The 19,492-nt window shown below is 58.3% G+C and carries 22 protein-coding genes, 1 tRNA gene, 1 pseudogene and 1 riboswitch; of the genes and pseudogenes, 17 read left to right on the forward strand and 7 right to left on the reverse strand.

What is annotated here, in order from left to right:
* A pseudogene (locus tag FYK55_RS28970) lies at positions 1-295 on the forward strand (hypothetical protein); the annotation flags it as partial.
* Positions 296-531: 236 nt separating this feature from the next.
* Here FYK55_RS28970 and FYK55_RS10190 read toward each other — a convergent pair.
* From FYK55_RS10190 to FYK55_RS10200, 3 genes are all read right to left on the reverse strand, one after another.
* Positions 532-882, reverse strand: coding sequence for a hypothetical protein (locus FYK55_RS10190; protein ID WP_161604410.1), 351 nt, complete (start codon positions 880-882; stop codon positions 532-534).
* Positions 883-1,351: 469 nt separating this feature from the next.
* Positions 1,352-2,515, reverse strand: coding sequence for a nitrilase-related carbon-nitrogen hydrolase (locus tag FYK55_RS10195; protein ID WP_161604411.1), 1,164 nt, complete (start codon positions 2,513-2,515; stop codon positions 1,352-1,354).
* A 64-nt stretch (positions 2,516-2,579) separates the two neighbouring features.
* Positions 2,580-3,770, reverse strand: coding sequence for a hypothetical protein (locus FYK55_RS10200; protein ID WP_150076323.1), 1,191 nt, complete (start codon positions 3,768-3,770; stop codon positions 2,580-2,582).
* 421 nt (positions 3,771-4,191) lie between these two features.
* Positions 4,192-4,266: riboswitch (cyclic di-GMP riboswitch) on the forward strand.
* Between the two features lie 314 nt (positions 4,267-4,580).
* Between FYK55_RS10200 and FYK55_RS10205 the strand changes: the two genes are divergently transcribed.
* Entirely contained in the window at positions 4,581-5,087 is a 507-nt protein-coding gene (locus FYK55_RS10205; RefSeq protein ID WP_150076324.1) for a thioredoxin family protein, read from the forward strand.
* 292 nt (positions 5,088-5,379) lie between these two features.
* Here the strand turns inward: FYK55_RS10205 and FYK55_RS10210 are convergent.
* A tRNA-Met gene (locus FYK55_RS10210) sits at positions 5,380-5,453 on the reverse strand.
* 337 nt (positions 5,454-5,790) lie between these two features.
* Here FYK55_RS10210 and FYK55_RS10215 point away from each other — a divergent pair.
* From FYK55_RS10215 to FYK55_RS10280, 13 genes are all read left to right on the forward strand, one after another.
* Positions 5,791-6,801 (forward strand): tyrosine-type recombinase/integrase, encoded by a 1,011-nt coding sequence (locus FYK55_RS10215; RefSeq protein WP_161604412.1) that lies wholly within the window; start codon positions 5,791-5,793, stop codon positions 6,799-6,801.
* Positions 6,798-7,286: a hypothetical protein gene (locus tag FYK55_RS10220; RefSeq protein ID WP_150076326.1), complete on the forward strand. Its 489-nt coding sequence runs from the start codon at positions 6,798-6,800 to the stop codon at positions 7,284-7,286. The genes FYK55_RS10215 and FYK55_RS10220 overlap by 4 nt, the downstream gene beginning before the upstream one ends.
* 125 nt (positions 7,287-7,411) lie before the next feature.
* Positions 7,412-7,654, forward strand: coding sequence for a helix-turn-helix domain-containing protein (locus tag FYK55_RS10225; RefSeq protein WP_150076327.1), 243 nt, complete (start codon positions 7,412-7,414; stop codon positions 7,652-7,654).
* Between the two features lie 244 nt (positions 7,655-7,898).
* On the forward strand, positions 7,899-9,014 hold the full coding sequence (locus FYK55_RS10230; protein WP_150076328.1) for a DnaB-like helicase C-terminal domain-containing protein: 1,116 nt from the start codon (positions 7,899-7,901) through the stop codon (positions 9,012-9,014).
* A complete protein-coding gene (locus FYK55_RS10235) occupies positions 9,011-9,331 on the forward strand; it encodes a hypothetical protein (protein WP_150076329.1) in 321 nt (106 codons plus the stop codon). The genes FYK55_RS10230 and FYK55_RS10235 overlap by 4 nt, the downstream gene beginning before the upstream one ends.
* A gap of 167 nt (positions 9,332-9,498) precedes the next feature.
* The gene (locus FYK55_RS10240) at positions 9,499-9,759 is read left to right on the forward strand and encodes a hypothetical protein (protein ID WP_161604413.1); all 261 of its coding nucleotides are present in this window, start codon (positions 9,499-9,501) and stop codon (positions 9,757-9,759) included.
* A 484-nt stretch (positions 9,760-10,243) separates the two neighbouring features.
* Positions 10,244-10,687 (forward strand): hypothetical protein, encoded by a 444-nt coding sequence (locus tag FYK55_RS10250; RefSeq protein ID WP_150076332.1) that lies wholly within the window; start codon positions 10,244-10,246, stop codon positions 10,685-10,687.
* Positions 10,684-10,980, forward strand: a complete 297-nt coding sequence (locus FYK55_RS10255; RefSeq protein ID WP_150076333.1) for a hypothetical protein — start codon at positions 10,684-10,686, stop codon at positions 10,978-10,980. Before FYK55_RS10250 ends, FYK55_RS10255 begins: the two co-directional genes overlap by 4 nt.
* A 107-nt stretch (positions 10,981-11,087) precedes the next feature.
* Positions 11,088-11,819: an OmpH family outer membrane protein gene (locus tag FYK55_RS10260; RefSeq protein ID WP_150076334.1), complete on the forward strand. Its 732-nt coding sequence runs from the start codon at positions 11,088-11,090 to the stop codon at positions 11,817-11,819.
* A gap of 242 nt (positions 11,820-12,061) precedes the next feature.
* Positions 12,062-12,223 carry a hypothetical protein gene (locus FYK55_RS28975; protein WP_161604414.1) on the forward strand — a complete coding sequence of 54 codons (162 nt, stop codon included), beginning with the start codon at positions 12,062-12,064 and terminating at the stop codon, positions 12,221-12,223.
* A 3-nt stretch (positions 12,224-12,226) separates the two neighbouring features.
* Complete coding sequence (locus FYK55_RS10265; protein WP_150076335.1) at positions 12,227-13,765, forward strand: hypothetical protein; 1,539 nt, start codon at positions 12,227-12,229, stop codon at positions 13,763-13,765.
* A 479-nt stretch (positions 13,766-14,244) separates the two neighbouring features.
* Positions 14,245-14,520, forward strand: a complete 276-nt coding sequence (locus FYK55_RS10275; protein WP_150076337.1) for a hypothetical protein — start codon at positions 14,245-14,247, stop codon at positions 14,518-14,520.
* Positions 14,517-14,885, forward strand: coding sequence for a hypothetical protein (locus FYK55_RS10280; RefSeq protein WP_150076338.1), 369 nt, complete (start codon positions 14,517-14,519; stop codon positions 14,883-14,885). The genes FYK55_RS10275 and FYK55_RS10280 overlap by 4 nt, the downstream gene beginning before the upstream one ends.
* Positions 14,886-14,984: 99 nt before the next feature.
* Here FYK55_RS10280 and FYK55_RS10285 read toward each other — a convergent pair whose 3' ends face one another.
* From FYK55_RS10285 to FYK55_RS10295, 3 genes are read right to left on the reverse strand one after another with little or no spacing between them, the layout of a single operon-like run.
* The gene (locus FYK55_RS10285) at positions 14,985-15,176 is read right to left on the reverse strand and encodes a type II toxin-antitoxin system HicA family toxin (RefSeq protein WP_201743676.1); all 192 of its coding nucleotides are present in this window, start codon (positions 15,174-15,176) and stop codon (positions 14,985-14,987) included.
* 25 nt (positions 15,177-15,201) lie between these two features.
* Complete coding sequence (locus FYK55_RS10290) at positions 15,202-15,519, reverse strand: type II toxin-antitoxin system HicB family antitoxin (protein ID WP_201743677.1); 318 nt, start codon at positions 15,517-15,519, stop codon at positions 15,202-15,204.
* The gene (locus FYK55_RS10295) at positions 15,500-15,985 is read right to left on the reverse strand and encodes a hypothetical protein (protein ID WP_150076339.1); all 486 of its coding nucleotides are present in this window, start codon (positions 15,983-15,985) and stop codon (positions 15,500-15,502) included. Before FYK55_RS10295 ends, FYK55_RS10290 begins: the two co-directional genes overlap by 20 nt.
* Before the next feature lie 542 nt (positions 15,986-16,527).
* Here FYK55_RS10295 and FYK55_RS10300 point away from each other — a divergent pair.
* Positions 16,528-18,465, forward strand: coding sequence for a hypothetical protein (locus tag FYK55_RS10300; RefSeq protein ID WP_150076340.1), 1,938 nt, complete (start codon positions 16,528-16,530; stop codon positions 18,463-18,465).
* Between the two features lie 67 nt (positions 18,466-18,532).
* Positions 18,533-19,444 carry a lactate/malate dehydrogenase family protein gene (locus FYK55_RS10305; RefSeq protein ID WP_150076341.1) on the forward strand — a complete coding sequence of 304 codons (912 nt, stop codon included), beginning with the start codon at positions 18,533-18,535 and terminating at the stop codon, positions 19,442-19,444.
* Positions 19,445-19,492 lie beyond the last annotated feature (48 nt).

Raw genomic sequence — 19,492 nt, forward strand, 5'->3', positions numbered from 1 at the left:
TGACAAAGGCTTTCTGGACGTGTCGCTTGGCGACTACCTGGGCCTGTTGAATTGGACAGCCAAGCAGAACTTCCAGGGCAGCGGTCGTCGTCTACCGCCCGGTCTGCGAGAGCTAGTGTCCAGGCTGGGAATCGACCTGTCGATGTGGCGGGATCTGGTTTGGGACTTCCAGCGTTACTTCGGCGGCAGCAGTTGCGTGGGTTCACCGAACAGCATGGCACGGTTTGCAGAATCCACCGGCCGCCATTGGGTCAAAGGGCACCGGCAAGCCGCCGAGTGCTTTGTCCCGTCTTAGCATCGCCCTGCAGATCAAAGCCATCGTGCCCGTACCGGGTATTACTTGCCCGGCAAATTCGTGGGCAACGTCCGTTCTCGACGCGCCAAATAGCTCACAAAGGGCTACGAATTCCCGTCCAAGCTTCGTCGGGAGACGGGCGCGGGAAAGGCAATCCGATTTCAAGCTGGTGCCTGGCACCAAATGACGAGGCGATCTGGTGACTGGCACCAACTCGGTGATCTGGTTGCGTGTTGCTACTTCGAAGTGTAAAGCTTCGTCACGTTGGCGTATCGAGTCGCGACCGGATAGAAGTTCCATTCGTAGACGGTTTTGAGTCGAACATCAACTGGGACCCAACTCGTCACGTCACAGCCGAGGATCTCGCAAAGAGTACCGTTCTCAAAAGCGGACTCAAACAGATTGAAGACCAATTGCGCGTCGCCGAGATCACTTGTTTCGTACTCGGTGGACCAGTAGGAACCTCCGCTTCGCCAAAACGACCATTGCACTTGGACGCAGTAGGTGGTCGTGTAAAGCGGCATTGATGTTTGGGCCTGTGCAGTCGGCGCGGCATAGAAACCTGCCAACAACAACAACGCTGGCATTATGCGTTTGGCGGAAAGCATTGTTTCGGTCCTCATTCGGTCGGGCTGGAGTGTGCGGAAAACTCTGAAAGCACACTCCCAAGCGAGGATTTCCAAGGTCTGCTACGGAGAACCGGTGAAAAAGAAGACGAAAACAATCACCGATGCCCCCGCTGACCGATCGATTGAAAAGTGGTGCCAGATGAATAATCACCATCTGCTGCCTGGCACCAAGTCATGCCCGTCTTAGCATCGCCCTGCGGATCAACGCTGCGGATCAAAGCCGTCGTGCCCGTCCCGGGTATCACCTGCCCGGCCAGTCCTTGGGCGAGGTCCGTTCTCTACCCGCCAATAGCTCACAAAGGGTTACGAATGGATGATCTGGTTGAGTGTTGCTCCTTCAAAGTGGATAGAAGAATGGTGGATGGCACCAAATTGACTTTATTGATGCCTGGCACCAATTAGAGCAAATTGCGGATGGGTCCAAGCGTCACTTGTTTCGAAGGGTGGTCAATCGTTCTTGGGCTACTCGATCGATCCAACTGCCGCGGTACTTCTTGCGCAAGCGGGCAAAGGCCTCGATTGCCTCGGCCGTCTTTTCCGCCCGCACTAGCGACTCCGCTTGACGGAACTCTTCTTCGCCGATCGTCAGGACTTCGGATGCGATCCGTCCCGCTTCCTGCTGAGAAATCTCAATCGGCACCTTGTCCAGAATTGGAGGGTGGGGATCCGTCAGCATCGCGAACGCGGATGGATTGCGTTCACGAAACAACCTGGCCCGCATGTCGCTCTGGATGTTCATGGCATCGCCGCTCCGGCGGCCTTGGGACGGATTGATGTCGGCGTACACGATTCCGTCCGGCCCTTCCGCTCGCGAGAGGATTTCGCCTCGCGGCGAAATCACCATTGCTCCCGATCCCCGGAACGCGACCACCAGATAAACATGATTCTCTGCCGCGCGGACGCGCAAGGCCTGCATTCCGATGTCTCCGTCACCCACCGCTCCGCCGCCCATGGTGGGGAAAAAGATGATGTCCGCACCGGATAAGGCGAGGCATCTGGCCGTTTCCGGAAACACAAGGTCGTAGCAAATCAACATCCCCACCGTCCCCAGATCGGACGTTTGGAAAACGGGAAACGACTGGCCACGCTTCCTTGACGCCGCCTCACTCCAGGTGGGGCACACCTTGTGGTACCGACCAATCTCTTTCCCGGCGCGGTCCAGAAGAAAAGCCGTGTTGTAGGTGTCACCGTCCGATTCGACCAAGTCACTGCATAGAACGAGGTACATCTGGTGTTTCTCCGCGGCCTTCCCCAAGCGATTGATCATTCGCGCCACCGCGGCGGGAAGCACCTCCGGAGCGAGTTGCTCGTTCATCCCGTGCCAGTTCAGCAGGCCAAGAGTATCCTCGGGGAAAGTCAGGACGTCGCACCCCAGGTCACCCGCGTCGTCAACGATGGATTCGAGTGCGACCAAGTTCTTGTCTACCGCAGCGAGTACTTGCTGAGGATCTCTGAGACGCCAGTCAATCATTCTTGGTTTGGTTTGCACCGCGGCGACGCGAAGCAATTGATTTTCATCAACGGCTGGTTGCGTGTCGGATCCCGCCTCGTCGGCTGCAACCGTCATCGAAAGACCGCTTACGGCTATCATCAGCATGATCCCCGCGATGCGCAAAGCCATTCGTTGTCCACTTTCGACCATCAGTCCGACTCGCTCACTGTGTCACAAAAGATTGATGCCAGGGGCTCCACGCGGACCAGAGTCCGGCGTCGCTCTGCTGACGAACCCGACAATGATAGACCCGTCCCGCATCCAACTGCCCCTTTGATTCTGACGCATCTGTGAATGCTCCCGTCGCAGCGTCAATCGTCAGTCGATCGGACGATTCGACAGGTTTAGACTTCCAAACAACGTCCTCTCCCAAACTGTCAACCGCGAGTTCCACCTGCCACGCCCGCTGTTTTCCCGGTCCCCGATAAGGTGTCTTGATCAGGACGGGGTTTCTTGAGCAGACGACCGGACCGATCGGTTTCGTCGAGACGATGAAATTGTCGAACCAGCGAGCCTGATCGACCGGCGATCCCTGGTTCCAATAGGCCTCCAGGAACACGGCGTTGATTCCGCGTTCGTCGAAGTCCCCTCGCCAATCGAGATCCCTTCGTTCTGCTTCCAGCCGGCCGTCAATCCACAACTGGTTCAATCCGTCTTTCTTGCCAGGTGTATTCAGACGCGCGCGGGCTTCGACACAAACCCACCATCCGGCCCCATCGCTGCCGTGCAATTTAAAACGCGAGGCCGGCTTGTTTCCAAGCCAACGCAGGTTGTCAAAGTCATTGTATTTGGTCGTCACGACACGTCTCTCTCGGACTCCCGAGGCGGGGTCCAGGGTGAGAGCTTCGCCGCTGCTCCAGACATGAGCAATCATTGCCTGTCGCCAGCCGGGGGGCACCAAGCTGGTGGCTCGAGAAAGTTTTGCCGGACCGCCTCCCTCCCAATCGTGAGGATGCTTCACGTAGATTCGCCAGTAGACATCGTTGAAAGTTTCCCCGGCACGAACGACGTGGGGGCGGTGGGTGGGCGAGTCGCCAAAGAAAACTTTGCGACCACCGATCCCGCGACTTCCCTTCGGATAGTTCATCCGGAGCGATCTTCCACGTCCGCCAAATCGAGGCTGGTCCACTAGATCGCCACTCTTCTCGGCGTAACGCGATTGCCGTTCGGCGCTGTCAAAGTCGTCGAACCAAATCACGTTCAAATCCGATTCCGCGGGCTGCTGCTCCAGAATCACCAGGCTGTCGATCCGCGGCACCTCGGGAGCATCTTGGGCGGGCAATGCGGAACATGCACTGGCGAACCACGCACTGAGAACCGACAAACCAATCCACGACCGAAACCATCGCTTCATTGCATCTTCCCTTCCAACGTCTGCGTCAAATCTCGACTGACCTGTTTGATTGACTGGTTTGGCATCCAATCCTAGCGGAATCCGGGCCGCCGCGCAGCGTCGTCGCGAGCGAGCTTGACCCGTTGACCGATTGCTTGCGTCGCAGGCGCGCGTGCATCGAGTGGACATGTGGTTTTCCACATGCTGCTCAGAATACGATCGGCAGAGCCATTGAACTGTACGGATACGCATGCCCGGCAGGAGGATCCAATGTCAGCGACGAGAGGGATCGAACCGAATCAAACGTCACAAAGTGATCTTGTAACCCCATGGCAATCTTTCAATTGGTTTGACATCGTCGCTTGACATAGTAGTTTTCCGATTGAGCAGAGCCATGCTTTGCTTCCACTCTTTTCATCACTCCTCTGTCGCCTCGCGAAGGCAACGAGAAAGGCAAACCGACTGCGAAGTCGGGACGCAAAGCCATGGGTCTCCCCGAGATCGCCAGGCTACCGAATTGACCACGAACCATGAGAGGCAGCTTCACGCAACATCAGATTTGAGGTTGCAGTGTGCGCCCGGGCCGCGCCCGGTTGACCGCGACGACAGTCGGTTTCGCTCGCGCTTGAACAAATCAAATCTCCGCTCGGAACTTTCGCTGGACGATCACACGTTTGATCGGGTGATTGCTGCCGACCGGGATTGCGATCGATCCGCGCTCATTCTGCAGCCATCGCACGGGGAATCACGGCATGGGGGATCACGGCATGGGGGATCACGGCATGGGGGGAATGTCCCAGTGAATCCAATATCCGACGAAGGAGTTTTCCAATGAAGTTCGCATTCGCAATCACCTGCAATCTGATGGCCCTCATCGCGTCAGCCTCAGCCGCCGGTTCGCACCAAATCGCTGAAGACGTCGTTCCCCGTCAACCAACAACCGTCAACGCAGCAAATCAAGTCGTGCCTACGCCAACACCGCATGCGGTCCGCGACCACAAAGCCGATCGAATCGTCGTGTACTCGGCGACCTGGTGTGGCCCCTGCCAAAGACTCAAGCCGGTCCTGGCAACGCTCAAGCAGGAAGGCTACAAGGTGGAGCACCTGGACATCGACAGAGACGCCGACAAGCTGAAGTACTCCCATCGCTCGGTTCCCACGATCTATTTCTTGCGTGGTGAAACCGTCGTTGGGAAAGTAATCGGTTATCGCTCGAAAGATCAGATTACTCGGATGCTCGTCACGAGCCCCGATCGTCTCGCCCCACAAAAGCCATTGGCACCCAAGCCATTGAACGAGTCCGTCACCCATTCAGTCGCGGGCGTCTCACGGTTCTGAGCGGGATCGAACGCACCGGCGGAGCAGCAACCGGACCGCCGCAACAGCCTGAGCGCCGTTGCCAGTCCAGAGCTCTTGGAAAGCCGGCGAAGTGCGTCTTCGTCCCTTGATCGGGTCGAGCGTGCCGATTCGGCCCGCCAGTAACGAAAGTCCTTGGGCCCGACGCTCAATCAGAGCTGGCAATAGTCGGTTCGAACGAGAGCCGGTCGGATGACCGAAAGAACACCGACCGGCGCATGAAAAAACCCTGACAACCGCACAGAAACACGGAATCTCAGGGCATTCTGCAAAGTAGCGGCAGAGGGACTCGAACCCCCGACACGCGGATTATGATTCCGCTGCTCTAACCAGCTGAGCTATGCCGCCGAACCCGTTTTTTACGGGGTTTTGCGTCGCCCTCTTTCGAGCGTGTACAACAACTTGTACAACAAAGGCTAGCAAAAATGCCGGACCGGTGCTGTCACACCGATTCCGGCTGCCACCTACTCGATTTGAGGACCAGTAGATGACGGCACGAAGTGTACGCGGAAAGTCTGTCCGCTCCAAGCCTCCCAAAATCAAGGGAAGCCCGCTCACCCCACACGCAACGGGACAGTACTGTGCCCGCCTCGCTGGGAAGATTAGGTATTTCGGACGGGACCATGACGAGGCTTTAAGGAAATACCAGAACGCCCTGGCGGGCTTCGACCCGAACGAAAAGCGAGTGAGTGTTCGGGCTGTCTGCAATGCCTACATGGACGCCCAGCAGAAGAAGGTGGTTCAGGGCAAACTGGACCCCCGGACGCTCGAAGACTACCACGCAATGGTCAAACGGTTCTCGTCCTACGTGGGGCGTGACCGCCCTTTCGAATCGCTGACCCCGAAAGACTTCGAGAACCTGCGGGCGACCTACAAAGGGGCATCATCGACCATCGACCGGGAAATCGGGATGGTGCGTGCGGTTCTAAATTGGGCGGCACAGTCTGGATTCGGTCGGGTGAACGTGGGTCCCGATTACGGGATGCAGCCGCGGCGGCTGAAACGCCTGGAGCGGAAGGCGAAGGGCAAGAAGATGTTCACAGCAAGGGAGCTTCATCTAGTTCTCCGCCATGCCTGCCCCCAGCTACGAGCGATGACCCTGCTCGCCATTAACTGCGGGTTCGGGAACCGGGATTGCCACCTACTGGAAATCAGCGACATCGACTTTCGCCGCAAGTGGATTTCAGGGGCTCGGAGGAAAACCGGGATGGACCGGGACGCCTGGCTGTGGCCGGAAACGGTCGAAGCCTTGAAGGCGGCGATTGATTCCCGATACAAGCCGAAAGACGACCAGCTGGCAGACCGGGTGTTCATCACCAAATACAAGGGTCCCTGGCTGAAAGACGGCTCTCGCACCAATGCAATCAGCCAAGCGTTCACCAAGCTGACCAGAAAAGCCGGAGTCTACCGCACCGGTCTTTCGTTCTACGCTGTCCGCCACACTCACCGGACCATTGCCAACAAAGCCCGGGACCTTGGTGCGGCACGTCGCATCATGGGGCACGTTGACGACTCCATTGACGCCATCTACGTCGAAGACCACGGGGAACTGCCGGCCGACGGCAGAAAGCGTGTACGGGCTGTCTGTAAGTTCATCCGGCGTTGGTTCCTGACTGGACGCTACCACGGCGTTGCGATGACGCTGCCGCCTGATTGCCGAACCGTGGTTGTGCGTGAACCGGAGGATGAGGCATGAACACCCCCGAATCAATTGACATGCTCACCGAATGGATGGGGCAATGGCGGGAGCTGTGCGAGAATGATTCAACAGCGAGTGAGGACGAACACTCGCACCTGGACCGTTTGGGTGACGTCATCGCCGTGATGGTGCTTGATTTTGAGCGGAACGGTCGGGACGCAACCACGCTCCAAACAATCTCCCGCAAGCATTCAGCAGCAAGCCGGCGAACAACCGAAAAACGGCTCGATGTTTTGGATGAACTGATGCCCGAGGTTGCAAAGTGGGTCCACGACATCGAAGGACCGCCAGCGGAACCCCGGTACCAAGACCCGACCTGGGCGAGATGTTTCGAAACCGACACCCGGAGCATCCGGCGATGGCGGGCGAGCCACGATTTTCCGACGGCTCCGGCATCACTCGGGGAGGTTCAGGAGTGGTGTGATACGAACGTTTGGGCAATCGACAACAACAAAAAACTGGTTGAGAAGCCCCGAACCTAGGACACCTTAGGACAGCCGAGGACAGTCGGGCTTTCTGAGTCTTTTGTATCGGTTCTGGATGAATAGAAAGACCGTATCGCCTTTGGGCGGTGCGGTTTTTTTCATGGGCTGACAGGAGTGAACGAATGAAAAAGGGATTCAGTGTGCCGAGCTTGGCGGAGCGGTGGGGCGGGTGTTCCATCGACCACGTGCGAAATCTGATTGCGATGGGGGAGCTTCGGGCAATCAACATCGGAACGAAGACCCGCAAGACCTGGATTGTGCCAGCTGACGAAGTGGAAGCCTTCGAAGAGCGGCGGTCCAACAAGCAGCAACCGAAGACTCGGCAACGGCTGGCGTCAGTCACGCCGGAGCGGGAGTGGGTCTAACGAAAAAGCCCGCTCGGCTGGAAGCAACAGCCGGCGGGCATCAAAACCACGGACGATTTTGAGGAACCCCAATGATACCCGAGTATCAAGAGCCGGCAAAGCCAAAGCCGGCGAAGGGAGAGCCCGGAACGCTCGCCCAACAGCTCGCCATGATTGTCGTTTCAATCTATCTCGGCGAACGGCGGAGCACCGATGCCCGGACCGAATGGGATGACGCTCGGTCACTCGTGATGGAGGGGCGGCGATGAACTACACCCCATCCGAAGAGATGACTCGGCGGACCTACTTTGGAATCTTCGACGAAGCGTTGGAAAAGGGAGCCATCCCCTATGACAACGGCGACGGAATCCAATGCAGCGACCCCAAAATCAGCAACTTCATCAACAATTTTGATGCAGCGGTTGGCGGGGCGTCTCAGTTCCTTACCCATTGGATGGAGGAACGCAGTGACAAACTAGGCACGGCACCATACGTGTTCAACGGTGCGAATCTATTTGACCAGGTTGTCGCGGACCTCGTTGCCGAGAAGAGAGACAAGCTGTTCAACTGCGGGGTTGCGTTCCCCAGTATCGAAATCGGTCCGGGGCTCATGGCGGTGATTGGGGCTCCACCTGGACGCGGCAAGACCGCTCTGGCGATGCAGGCGGTTTACGATGCGGTCGCCAACGAAAGCGACCTGAGAGCCGTTGTGGCGTCCCTGGAGGTGACACCGCAAACGCTACTGAAGCGGCGGCTGGCGATGTTGGCTGGCGTCAGTTTCAACGCCATCCGGTTCAACACGTTGAATGATTATCAGCGGGATGAACTGTCCAAGTTGGATGGATTCCGGACCGTGTTGGAACGCGTCGGCTTTCTGCGGCCGGAGCTATCTGGATTGGGTGACCTTGAAATGATGATGAAGGCATCCAATGAGCCCGGTTTGCTGTTGCTGGATTACGTCCAGTTGTTCGGACCAATGGACGCCACGGCGGCGGACAGGGGGCTGGCGACGATGGCAACGGCTCGGCGGTTCTGCGAGGCAGGGTGGGCGGTAATCGCCGTCTCTGCGGTGAACAGAATGAGCTACAGCAAAAGCGACATCTCATCATTCCGGGATACGTCGTCAATCGAGTACAGCGGCACATCCGCCTACATGCTCGATGAGGCGACCGAGTACGACAGCGACGACGACAAGCCCGCCATTCGCCCGATGAAGTTGCGGAACGTGAAGAACCGCAACGGGCCACTGCGAAGCATTGACGTGCTGTTCAACGGTCCGCAAATGCTGTTCAGCCCCGCCGAGGTGGTCAACGAATACGAAGGCGACTTCGATGACTTCAACAACGGCATCGACAATCCGTTTGCGGAGGCGTCTGGATGACCAAGCGGAAGTCACAACGGCGGTTCGAGCAGTTGAATCGGATTGTTGACGTTATCGCCCCGACGTTGCCGACCAGCACCCACGTTGCCGTCCTGCTCGTTTGCTTCCGGCATGCGAGGCAGGGTGGAGCGTTCCAGGTATCGACACGGCGGATTGCCGATGCGGTGAACATCAAACGCCGGCGAGCTCAATACGTCCTCGATGAACTGATTGAACTCGGCGTCGTGGCCATCACCGAGGAGCACAAGGGACCGATTCCACGCAAACACCGAATCACCGGTGAGGTGGCAAATGAAAATACCCGCCCCCCGATTTAATGGTGCACTCCAGTGCGTCGGATGGTGCACCCCAGTGCACGCTAGTGTGCACTCCAGTGCACCCCATACAGAACAGAACATTACGACGGGTCGGTCCGGTCGCTTCGCTGGACCGCCTTCGGTCGCAAACTCAGTAACCAACCAACGCCATGAAAGGAGTATCCGAAATGGATTGCGAACAAATCGACCTGGATGACATCGAACGGAAGCTGGACACGATGAAGGCGTGGCTATCTGACGAACGGCTCCAGTCCATCCAATGCGAGGACTACACACGGCTAGTTCATTGGTTTGAATCCGAAATCGTGGTCAACGTCAACTTAGCAACGAACCAGATGCACCGCATCACCGACAGCATGGGGGCTATCGTCCGGTTCATGGTTAAAGAATCCAAACGCAGGGCGGCGGAAGATGGCGAGAACCAGTGACCCGCAGCCACTGGCACGCATGACCCTAGTTGAGCTAAGCGAGCGTCAGAAGATTCTCGCCGGTCACTCGGCGGACTCGGAATCGGTGTTCGTTTTGAGAAAGACCGACGGCGGTGACTATCAACTGTTCAGCGTCCCGGTAAGCGACCTAGACGCCTCGCTGCGGTCATTCGTTAGCGGGGATGACTCGGAAGCCATGGAGCTAACCAAAGCGATTCTGACGACGTGTCAGAAGCAACCACGGAAGCGGAGAAAGGCGAGATGACAACCACGGATGATGAATGCGACCACGAGTGGAAAGTCTACCGCACCAGGACATCGGGACTACGGCGGACGCAATGGTTGAAGTGTGGTAAATGCAACGACACCGCCAAGCGTTCTTTTCCTGTTACTACGTCTGGTAACAAGATCATTGAATGCCCCTGTTGTCATGCGACAATCACCACCAACTGACGATCACCTCACCCCCGGCAAGGAGCCCAACATGAAGCCCGCCAACATCCAATGGATTCGCCGAACGTTCCCCCGCATGAAAGACGACCGTGTTGTCAGGTGCATCGAAAAGGAGATGACCGAGGAAGAGGTTGGCGAGCAAGCCTACAAGGATGCCAAGGTTGAGAACGAATGGCTCAAGGGTCGCATTGCCGAGTTGCAAACCGAGCTCGCCGCAATGAAGGAAACCGACGACGCCCAAGAAACCGAACAAGCCCGCGCAAGAGCCCGGGGCAATCGTCCCCTGGCAATGGGCGGCTATGGTCCCCACTCCCTTGCCTCTCTGAGCTCCGCAGCGGCCACCTGGCGAGCTGAAATCAATCGACTGGTCCGCGAGGGGCTGACACGTCCCAAAGCCGTTCAGGCGGTCAACAGGGCTAACCCTGGACTGCGTGAACGGATGATTGAGGAATCCAACCAGGGACGGCGACGATGAAACTCTACGTGATGGGCTGCGACCCACTGGATCCGCCTTTCGTCACGACTGCCGAGACGCCAGGCGAAGCGATCGCCAAGCGATGGCAAACGACCTGCGACCCTGCTGAAAGCCACTACGAAGTTCATCTGGGACGCTGGAGCGAAGCCAAGACCGTATCGTCGGCTGAAGCCCTGCCCTATTGCGATGAGCGGACAGCACGGCGGGCGATGAAGGAAATCGGCGAGCATGAAACAGCGGTGGACGTTTACATGTTCGCCAAGCAAGTCCACGCCATGTATGGCGACGGGTAATCCTCGCGGCCCCGGGGCGTCGTTGCGGTCTGGTTCCTTTTCTTCCTGGACATGCACCGCCCCGGGGCTTTTCAAACAACACACACCAACTAACCAAGGACGAACCAATGGCGACGACCACCAAAAAGAAGTTTGAACGAGCTGACGAAATCCTGCGGTCCATCGTTGTGGATGAGGGAGAGCCCGACTTCGAAGAGGTGTTGTATTTCACCTCCGAATGCGGCTGGGACGAAAAGGAGCTGAAGCGGCAGCGGCGACGGATGCACCACGTTGTCCGCCTTCAGCAAATCAGCGGGACCAAGCAACAGCGTGACGAACTGGAAGCGGCTGCGAACGATGCCGCGGAACTGCTGAAGACCAAGGGGCAAGAGCTTCAGGAGCAAATCGAGAAACTGCAAAAGCAATTGCAAGCGATGGAGCGTGATGCCGAAACCAAGCAACGTCGATTCGATGAGACGCAACAGGCGGTTGAGTCACTGCGTAATGAGCAGATGCTACGGGCTGACGTGCGGAGCGAATACAACTCCCGCAAACGCCACATCAAGGCCTCCACACGTGCTGACGTGATGGCTCTGGAGAGTGAGCTGAAGTGCATCGACACTTACTGCAACTGGGACACCAACGACAGCCATAGACTTGACCTGATTCGCTTGAAGAGTCCGAGCTACGTTGCCCTCGGCCAGGACGGTCGGATGCGGGTCACGCCGAAGTGGGGCGAGTACCTTGCCGAGCAGCGTAAGCGTATCCCCGAGCTTGAACGGGAACTGGCAGAAGCCAAGAAGATGTATGAGCAAGAGTGGTCGGAGTTGGAACGCTTGCTTGACCACTACGTGCAGTGACGACTCCTTGCTGTGGGCTGGGTAAGCGGCGGCTGCGGACTGGTTTCTCCCCGCAGCTGCCGCCCCCATACCCACCCCTGCCGGCTTTAGGTTCTTTGCGGTCAATCGTCCCTCTGCGGTTTTGGTTTTCGTGCAGAAATCTAAGACAAAGTCCGGCGTTTTTTAATCAGAAAAACCCCCGTGGGGCTGGGGCGAGAACTATGCGAACTGAATCAGGGCTCCATCGTCGGGGCGAGATGCGAATGATTGAGCGAGCAATCAACCAGGGCTGGGAAACGTCGCCAGAGCAACAGGAACGGTCCCTGAAGCTGTGCTACGAAGTCCTCCACGATGACCACGCAACCGAGCGGGAGACGCTCACGGCGATTCGAGTGATTACCGCAGCCGTCAACAAAGGAAACTAACCAATGGCAACCAGTGACTATGAGATCGTCGTCGGAGCAAAAGACCAAGCCACGCGAATCCTGGAACAGGTGAGTGGTCAAACCCGCGCGTTGACACGCAACATCCAGACAATGAGCAAACGCACCGAGCGTTCCACCGAGAAGATGGACCGTGCGTTCAAGGGGCTGAAAGCGACCCTGAAACCCCTGCTGGCTGCGTTCGCTGCGGTGAAGGTGACAACGGCTGGATTCCGAGTCGTCAGTAATGCGGCGGAAGCCTTCGATACGCAACGGGAAGCCGTGCGGGGTCTGACGCAAGCCCTCGAGCTTAACGGCGATGCGATGGGGCCAACGGTCGAGCAACATGCCGCCTTCGCTTCTCAGTTGCAAGATCTGGCGAACGTGGGCGATGAGGTGACGCTGGGGCTGATGAAGCAGGCATCCATGTTGGGCATCAACAACGAACAGCTACAGGATGCGACCCGTGCGGCTATCGGGATGAGTGAAGCGACCGGGGCAAGCTTGGAAGACTCGCTCCGGAAGGTGAATGAGACTATCCACGGCAACACCGAAGCCTTCGCCGAGTTCCTGCCCCAACTGAGACAAGCCAAGACGGACGAAGAGAAGCTGGCGATTGTCCTGGCGGCATCGGAGAAGGGATTGGCTCAGAAGGCGTCCAGAGCCAACGAGGCGGCCGGTAGTGCGGAGAGGCTGTCCAACACTTGGGGCGACTTCCTGGAGGTTGTAGGCGAGTCCCTGGCACCGGTCCGCGTGTTTATCAACAACGGACTGTCGGCACTCATTGAAAAGATTCAAGGCGAGTTGATTCCCGTCCTGGCGTTCGCCGAAACGATCATCACCAACTTCGGCAAGGTGTGGGAGTTTATCAAACTGAAAATCAACCTTGCGATGACGGGGATAGTCGAAGACGTCAAGCATACGTTCATCACGACCATCCCGACTTACCTGAACTGGTTTGCTGAAAACTGGCTGAACATCATCACCGATGTTTTCAACGGGACAGTGACGGTCATCAAGAACGCAATGACCAATGCGGCGGACATCATCCGTGCGGTGGTTGAAGCCATCCGCAACGGGCTACAGGGCGGCATCGGTGGACTGATGAACGAGATTGGCGAGATTGCCGGTCGGAGTCTACTGGAAGGCTTCGAAGCCCAGACGAAGGCACTACCGGAAATCGCCATGCGGAATCTGACCGCAGGTGAACAGGAGATGAAATCAAGGCTCGCACAACTGGCGGTCGAAATCGGAAGCGAGTACCAACGGAACCTCGCCGAGCGATTGACGGCTGACGGCGGGGCGAATGGACTCGGCAACCTGGCGTTGCAGTTGGGCGGCTCCAAGCCCAAGGGCGGCAGCGAGAAGGACCAGACCACCGGCGTTGAGTCCCGACTGCTGACCCGTGGACAGACTCAGAACGGCCCCCGGGAGATGCGAAAGCTGGTCGAGAACATCGCCAGGAACGTCAAACGGGTAGCTGACAACACCGACACCGACACCAGCCAGAGCGACGACACCTTCCGGGTGGAGTTGGTGAAATAGTGATTGACGACGACGACGACCCCAGGGAACAGCCACCGACCCCCGAGGAAATCCGGGAGATGTGTCTGGCGATTCAGGAGGGGCGAATCGTCGTCAGCGAATACTCTCGGCAGCGATGGGAGGAAATTCGCAAGGGCTGGCCGGATGGGCGGCGACCGAGGCGGGGCGGTGATGGTGGGGCGAACATCCGAGGTTGACCCGGAAATCCGGTCGGATGATACTGGAACGGTCGGCTGTGCCTGCAAGCGTGGCTGACACCCTCCGGCGGCTTCTAAATGCCCCGAGGCTCACTACACCATCTTTCGGACAAGTTTGAAAATGCGAGCGGCCAACTATTCGTGGGCTACAGCTCCGGCGAATCGGTCGGAGTGGAAGGGCCCGGCCTCTCGTTGGGGTGTAGTGACCCCGGCGAGCAGGTTTGCAACGGGTAGTTGGCCGCTCGCGTATGTGTGCAGAAAATCTGTACACGGGAGGCACCTATGCCTTACCTGTCTATCTCGGACGCGGAAAAGCGTTCCAGCGTAAAAGCCCACCGAATCAAGTCTCTGATTAATCAGGGCGAGCTTGACGGCTACGTGGGCGTTCCTGGCATCAAAGGACTAGCCATCGACGAAGGCGACCTTCCATTGCTGCGGATTGTGCTGTGGCACTTGGATGAGTCACCTGACCGTCAGCCCAACGACCCGACCGAAGATGAAATCTGGTCAATGGCTGCCGAGCTTCGTGCCCTTCGTCCCGTGGAGGCGGTCGCATGAATGCTCTAACTCATCAAAAGCCGCACCCGGTTCTGACCCTGACCCAACTGGCCAACTATTACGACGTGTTGCAAGCGGCGGAACTGTTGGCGACGGAGCAACCGAAGGATGCGGTGCCGATTGCGAGAAGCGTCCTAGCGTCCCTCTTGCGGCTCGCATGGGCACGGGCGAGCGGAAAGCCGGATTCGGAGCCTAAGCCCGAGTCGGTGCCGTTGAAGCTTCGTAACCGTGGCATCGTAAGCAAGCCAGCGATGCAGCGACTTCGGAACGCTTTCGAAAAGTCCAAGAACCCGCCGGAGATGTTTTCAGCCTGCCGGGATTTGCTTGTCTGGCTCGCATCAAAGCCCGATGCGGTGATTGACTGAGGCAGAACCCAGCGGTTCTAATCGCCATTGCCGGCGGAGTGACGACCAGCCCGATTGCCCCCGGGCTAACTGTTGCTCCGCCGGTTTCTTGTTGGGCCCCTACGCTTTCCAGAACTCGTCAGCGTCGATACCTGCCTGCTCGATGATGCTTTTTAGGGTGCCCGTCTTGAGCGGCTTCTTGCCGTGGTCTGGAACCGTGGTCGTGCGACTCGAAGTCTCATTCCGGAAAACCACATGGCTGCCCCGTTGCCGGTCTTTATCAAAGCCGAATTTTTTGAGCTTCTTTGCCACTTGGCGAAAATTGAGTTGCGGCCTACTACCCATCAACAACTATTCGGATCACTCGCGAGTTTTCTTCCTGCTCGACGACTGGCAAATCCGAATACATCATTGATTCCCCGTGAGCCACCCGGCTCTCTAGCATCGCCAAGAACGCTTCCGAGATACCCTCCTTTGCCTCTTCGAGCGTCTCGCCCTCGCTAACAACGCCGGGGTAATGCAGGGCACAAATCGTGTAACCTCCACATTCCTCATCGGGGGTAAGAAGAGCCTGAAAGACGTGCCGCCGCACACCAGGCTCAACAAAAACCGGGATCTCGTTATGTGAAACGACTTCATGAATCATTTTTTTCACCGCTATGTTCGACAGGGTCAGCAACCGCTTCAATACGCCAGGACCCTATTTGTTCGTCAGACCAAATCAGGTCAAGCGAATAACTTCCGGACTTTCTCGGCATCGCTAACTGTAGATGCGGCATTCCAAGACTGACTTCGGCGATTGCAACCGGATCTTCAAATTCTAACTTGAAAGGGTACTCCATCAGTACTTTTGCATCGGAAAGATCGACAAGTTGAAGGCAAAACTGCTGCGAATTGCGTAGCCCAGTGAACGCGAGGTACAGGTACGGCGACCCCATGCCTCCTATTGGCCCGGAAAACCGCTTCCTCTTTTCTCCGTCCTCCTGAACCTCTTCAGTAACTTTGGGCGGCTGCCTCAACTGAATTTGCGTGAAAGTACCGGCAATGATGTGCTTTCCGGATTGCCTGTCCTGGTAGACGTGGTCAGCAAGCACCATCGCCTGGAGTACGGGTTTTACCATCTAACCGAAGGGGGGAAGGGGCGTGGCAGTGAGGCGATTCCGGGTTATCCGGGCGGCTATATCGAGTTGTACAACAAATACAACAACACTGCCCGGCTCCATCGTTTACAACGGCTTTTTCAGCGGTGCCTGAGACTTCGAAGTGCCGCAAATTGCGGGGCGAAACCGCATTTAGAGTTTTGCTAGCTGGTCTTATGATTCCGCTGCTCTAACCAGCTGAGCTATGCCGCCTGGTGGGATCGCTGGAGCTTCGATCGGCTCGGCGAAGGGGGAACTTTAGCGAATTCGCGCCGCCTCGCAAAGGCATCCAACCACAAGAGTTCCTCGCTGCGGTCGAGGTTCGTCGACTGGCATCGCCGCCGCCGGCGCGGCGGTTGGTGTGCCTGAGTCGCAGCCGCCACGCCCCAATGCTGGGCACAGAATCCTCAGCCTCCCACCCCCGCCGCTCGCGTCCGACGTGGCCTGCGGGATGGCACGCGGGCGGCGGATATTCGTCGACTTCGCCTGCAAGGTCGCTGCCGATTGGTCGGGTTCTGATAAACTTGGCCCTGATCTGTTTCCGCCAGCCGCCTCCGGTCAAGATGTTCGAATTCGGGACCCTGGAAATTGCGATTTTTTCCGTCGCGGGGCTGGTCGTGGTCGCGACCGCCTATCGGTCCCATCGGGTCAACCGCTTGAATCAGTTGGCCCATCGCTCGGTCCATCTGTGGGAAAGCGGGCGGATCGAAGCCGCCCTGGCCGGCTTTGCGCAACTGGGAACCGACGCCGGGCGGATCCGCAACGACGCCGTCCGCAAGGCCTTTCAGTTCACCTCCGGCCAAGCCTGTGGATCGATTCTGCGATTCCAGGGACGATTCGATGACGCGGAGCGACGACTGGGCGATGCCTTCGCCTTGATCGACCAGGATTTTCGGCCGGTTCCACAGTCAGAGATCGCCGCCAGGCTGGAGAAGATCTTGTGCCGAGCCGCCAGCGGCGACTCGGAAGCGCCGCGTCAGGCGATGGAACAATTGGTGGCGTTCGTCCGAAAAACCGATCCGGCGCAGCAACCCGCGGCACTGCGCCAGGTCTTTCAAACGCTCGGCGGTGCTTGCCACACGCCCGCGCTAGCCCAGACCGGGCGTCAGCTCTTGCAGCAACTGACCGAATTTGTCGGGCCCGCAGATGAAACGGCCCAACCCGCTGGAAAAATCTTCGGCGGTGCCGAATCCACCCTCGGGACGCGGCCGCCAACCGCTGGCTCCACCAACGCTTACTCGCCGCCGCCCACCTCGGACCGGAATGAACCCGACACGGACTCCCGCGACCGGCAATGGCTGTGGGTTGAATCGCTGCTGGCGGACGCCCTGATCGCGATCCAAATCGGCGACTACGTGTCCGTCAAGCAGACGTTCGACCGCCTGTACGGCAGTTCGGTCTGGTGGTCCCTGCCGCCGGAGAAGATGCGCGAAGGAAACCGCTTGATGGCCTACCACGAAGAGTCTTGCGGGTCGCTTCGCCGCAGCGTCGAAACGCACCGGTCGCTGTTGCTCGCCGCCGAAGCGTCACCGCACAACGATGGCTCCTTGGCAAATGAACAATTGGGCTACGCCAGCGCCCTGAGAAGCTATGGCTCGTACAGCGAAGCGCTTGAGCAAATGCAGTCGGCGCATGAAAACGCCGTTCGGTTCACCGGAGATCCGGGGCGGGTTTCGGCCACCTTCCATCAACTGCTGGCGTTGCTGCAGATGGAAACGGGCAACTATCACGACGCCGTTTCATTGCTCAGCCAGGCAAGACAAACGGCTGCGCTGCAGTACCACCCGCGCCAGACCGCGTTCGGGCTGTTGCTGGAGTCGATCCACCATCGAGAGTTGGGATTGCTGGATGAGGCCTGCGAGCTGACATGGTCGGCCTTGAGCCATCTGGTCGACGCGTTTGGCGAAGCCCACGTGATGACCGCCGAGTATCGCTTGAATCTTGCCGGTCTGTATCTCCGACAGCAACGGCTGGAGGACGCCGCAGCGGAAATACGCATTGCGGAGAACGCGATTCGCGGGTCCTATCGCCGCAACGCCTACGCCCGAAGCACGTTGGATGAAGTCAGCGCGGCCTACCAGATTGCCACCGGCTCCACCGAGCCGGCCGAGTTTCAACTTCGGCAACTGCGACAAGACCTGGTGCCGGAAGTTTCGGCGGAACATTTATCGTTGGCTGCGATCGATCATCTTTGGGGATCGGCGGATCGGGTTCGGGGCGACCTGCCTTCGGCGATCCGCCACTTGAAGTCGGCTTGGTCGCAACGCTTGAAGACGCAGCCGGAAGACTGCCCCGAGTTGCTGCGGTTGTGCGAAGATCTGCGCGACTGCCATGCGGAGGCGGGCGAACACACCGTCGCCGATCGTTTCAACCTGCAGGTCCAACGCATCGAAGCAATGCGAGATGCGTGCCGGCACACGCTCCTTGCATCAAAAAAGTCTGTCGACCGATCGTCGGGATGAGCCGTGCAGAACGCCCGAGAATAACCACCCCTGCGAACCTTTGTGGGTTCCACGAATTGAGGACCGGATGAAGATCACCATCGTCGGCCTGGGACGCGTCGGTTCGGCGATCGCGTTTGCCAATGTGATGAACCCGATCGCCAGCGAACTGCTGCTGCTCAATCGCACGCGAGACAAAGCCGAAGGCGATGCGTTGGATCTTTCCCACGCCAGCGCCCTGAGGAACAGCAACATGCGAATCCGGGCCGGCGACATCGCCGATTCGGCGGAGTCGGACGTGATCGTCTTCACCGCGTCGGCACCCTATCGCGATCCGCAACGGCCGCGGTTGGATCTGGGCGCGGAGAACCTTCCGATTGTCCAAGAGTGGATCCCGCGGCTGGCCGAAGTCAGTCCCGATTCTATCCTGGTGATGGTCAGCAACCCGGTTGACCCGCTGACCTACGCTGCCTTGAAACTGTCCGGTTTTCCGGCCCAACGCGTGATCGGCACCGGCACGCTGCTGGACAGTGTCCGGTACCGTGAAATGCTGTCCAAGGAACTGGAAATCCACTCCGACGACATCCGCGCCTACATCCTGGGCGAGCATGGGGACACCCAATTCGCCGCCAGCTCGCTGGCGATGACCGGTGGCGAACGGTTCTACAGCAATGACACCGCCCAACGAATCTTTCGCGAGACCGTGGGCATGGGGTACCGCGTGTCCAAACTGAAGGGGCACACGAACTACGGGATCGCACTGGCCACCATGCTGATCCTTGACTCGATCGCCTATGACTTGCGGCACACGATGCCGCTGAGCGTGCTGATTGAAGACTTTGTGGGAGTCAGCGATGTGTGTTTGTCGTTGCCCGCGGTGGTCGGACGCGCCGGCGTGACCCGCGTCCTGCGGCCGACGCTGTCAGAGCAGGAACAGGCCGCCTTCCGGGAATCCGCCGCAGCCGTCCGAGCCGCGATCGCCAACATGGGCGAACTGTAAACGCAGCGGCCGATTCATCTTCTCCGAAAGAATCCGCTTGACCACGCC

Source organism: Roseiconus nitratireducens (assembly GCF_008629675.1).
GTDB classification, from domain to species: domain Bacteria; phylum Planctomycetota; class Planctomycetia; order Pirellulales; family Pirellulaceae; genus Stieleria; species Stieleria nitratireducens.

Bases quoted from the DNA above. Each gene is read 5' to 3' on its own strand.
- FYK55_RS10190 (WP_161604410.1), bottom strand. From the start codon at position 882: ATGCCAGCGTTGTTGTTGTTGGCAGGTTTCTATGCCGCGCCGACTGCA.
- FYK55_RS10265 (WP_150076335.1), top strand. From the start codon at position 12,227: ATGGCAACCAGTGACTATGAGATCGTCGTCGGAGCAAAAGACCAAGCC.
- FYK55_RS10225 (WP_150076327.1), top strand. From the start codon at position 7,412: ATGAAAAAGGGATTCAGTGTGCCGAGCTTGGCGGAGCGGTGGGGCGGG.
- FYK55_RS10220 (WP_150076326.1), top strand. From the start codon at position 6,798: ATGAACACCCCCGAATCAATTGACATGCTCACCGAATGGATGGGGCAA.
- FYK55_RS10235 (WP_150076329.1), top strand. From the start codon at position 9,011: ATGACCAAGCGGAAGTCACAACGGCGGTTCGAGCAGTTGAATCGGATT.
- FYK55_RS10195 (WP_161604411.1), bottom strand. From the start codon at position 2,515: ATGATAGCCGTAAGCGGTCTTTCGATGACGGTTGCAGCCGACGAGGCG.
- FYK55_RS28975 (WP_161604414.1), top strand. From the start codon at position 12,062: ATGATTGAGCGAGCAATCAACCAGGGCTGGGAAACGTCGCCAGAGCAA.
- FYK55_RS10255 (WP_150076333.1), top strand. From the start codon at position 10,684: ATGAAACTCTACGTGATGGGCTGCGACCCACTGGATCCGCCTTTCGTC.
- FYK55_RS10205 (WP_150076324.1), top strand. From the start codon at position 4,581: ATGAAGTTCGCATTCGCAATCACCTGCAATCTGATGGCCCTCATCGCG.
- FYK55_RS10240 (WP_161604413.1), top strand. From the start codon at position 9,499: ATGGATTGCGAACAAATCGACCTGGATGACATCGAACGGAAGCTGGAC.
- FYK55_RS10250 (WP_150076332.1), top strand. From the start codon at position 10,244: ATGAAGCCCGCCAACATCCAATGGATTCGCCGAACGTTCCCCCGCATG.
- FYK55_RS10200 (WP_150076323.1), bottom strand. From the start codon at position 3,770: ATGAAGCGATGGTTTCGGTCGTGGATTGGTTTGTCGGTTCTCAGTGCG.
- FYK55_RS10305 (WP_150076341.1), top strand. From the start codon at position 18,533: ATGAAGATCACCATCGTCGGCCTGGGACGCGTCGGTTCGGCGATCGCG.
- FYK55_RS10280 (WP_150076338.1), top strand. From the start codon at position 14,517: ATGAATGCTCTAACTCATCAAAAGCCGCACCCGGTTCTGACCCTGACC.
- FYK55_RS10295 (WP_150076339.1), bottom strand. From the start codon at position 15,985: ATGGTAAAACCCGTACTCCAGGCGATGGTGCTTGCTGACCACGTCTAC.
- FYK55_RS10275 (WP_150076337.1), top strand. From the start codon at position 14,245: ATGCCTTACCTGTCTATCTCGGACGCGGAAAAGCGTTCCAGCGTAAAA.
- FYK55_RS10230 (WP_150076328.1), top strand. From the start codon at position 7,899: ATGAACTACACCCCATCCGAAGAGATGACTCGGCGGACCTACTTTGGA.
- FYK55_RS10260 (WP_150076334.1), top strand. From the start codon at position 11,088: ATGGCGACGACCACCAAAAAGAAGTTTGAACGAGCTGACGAAATCCTG.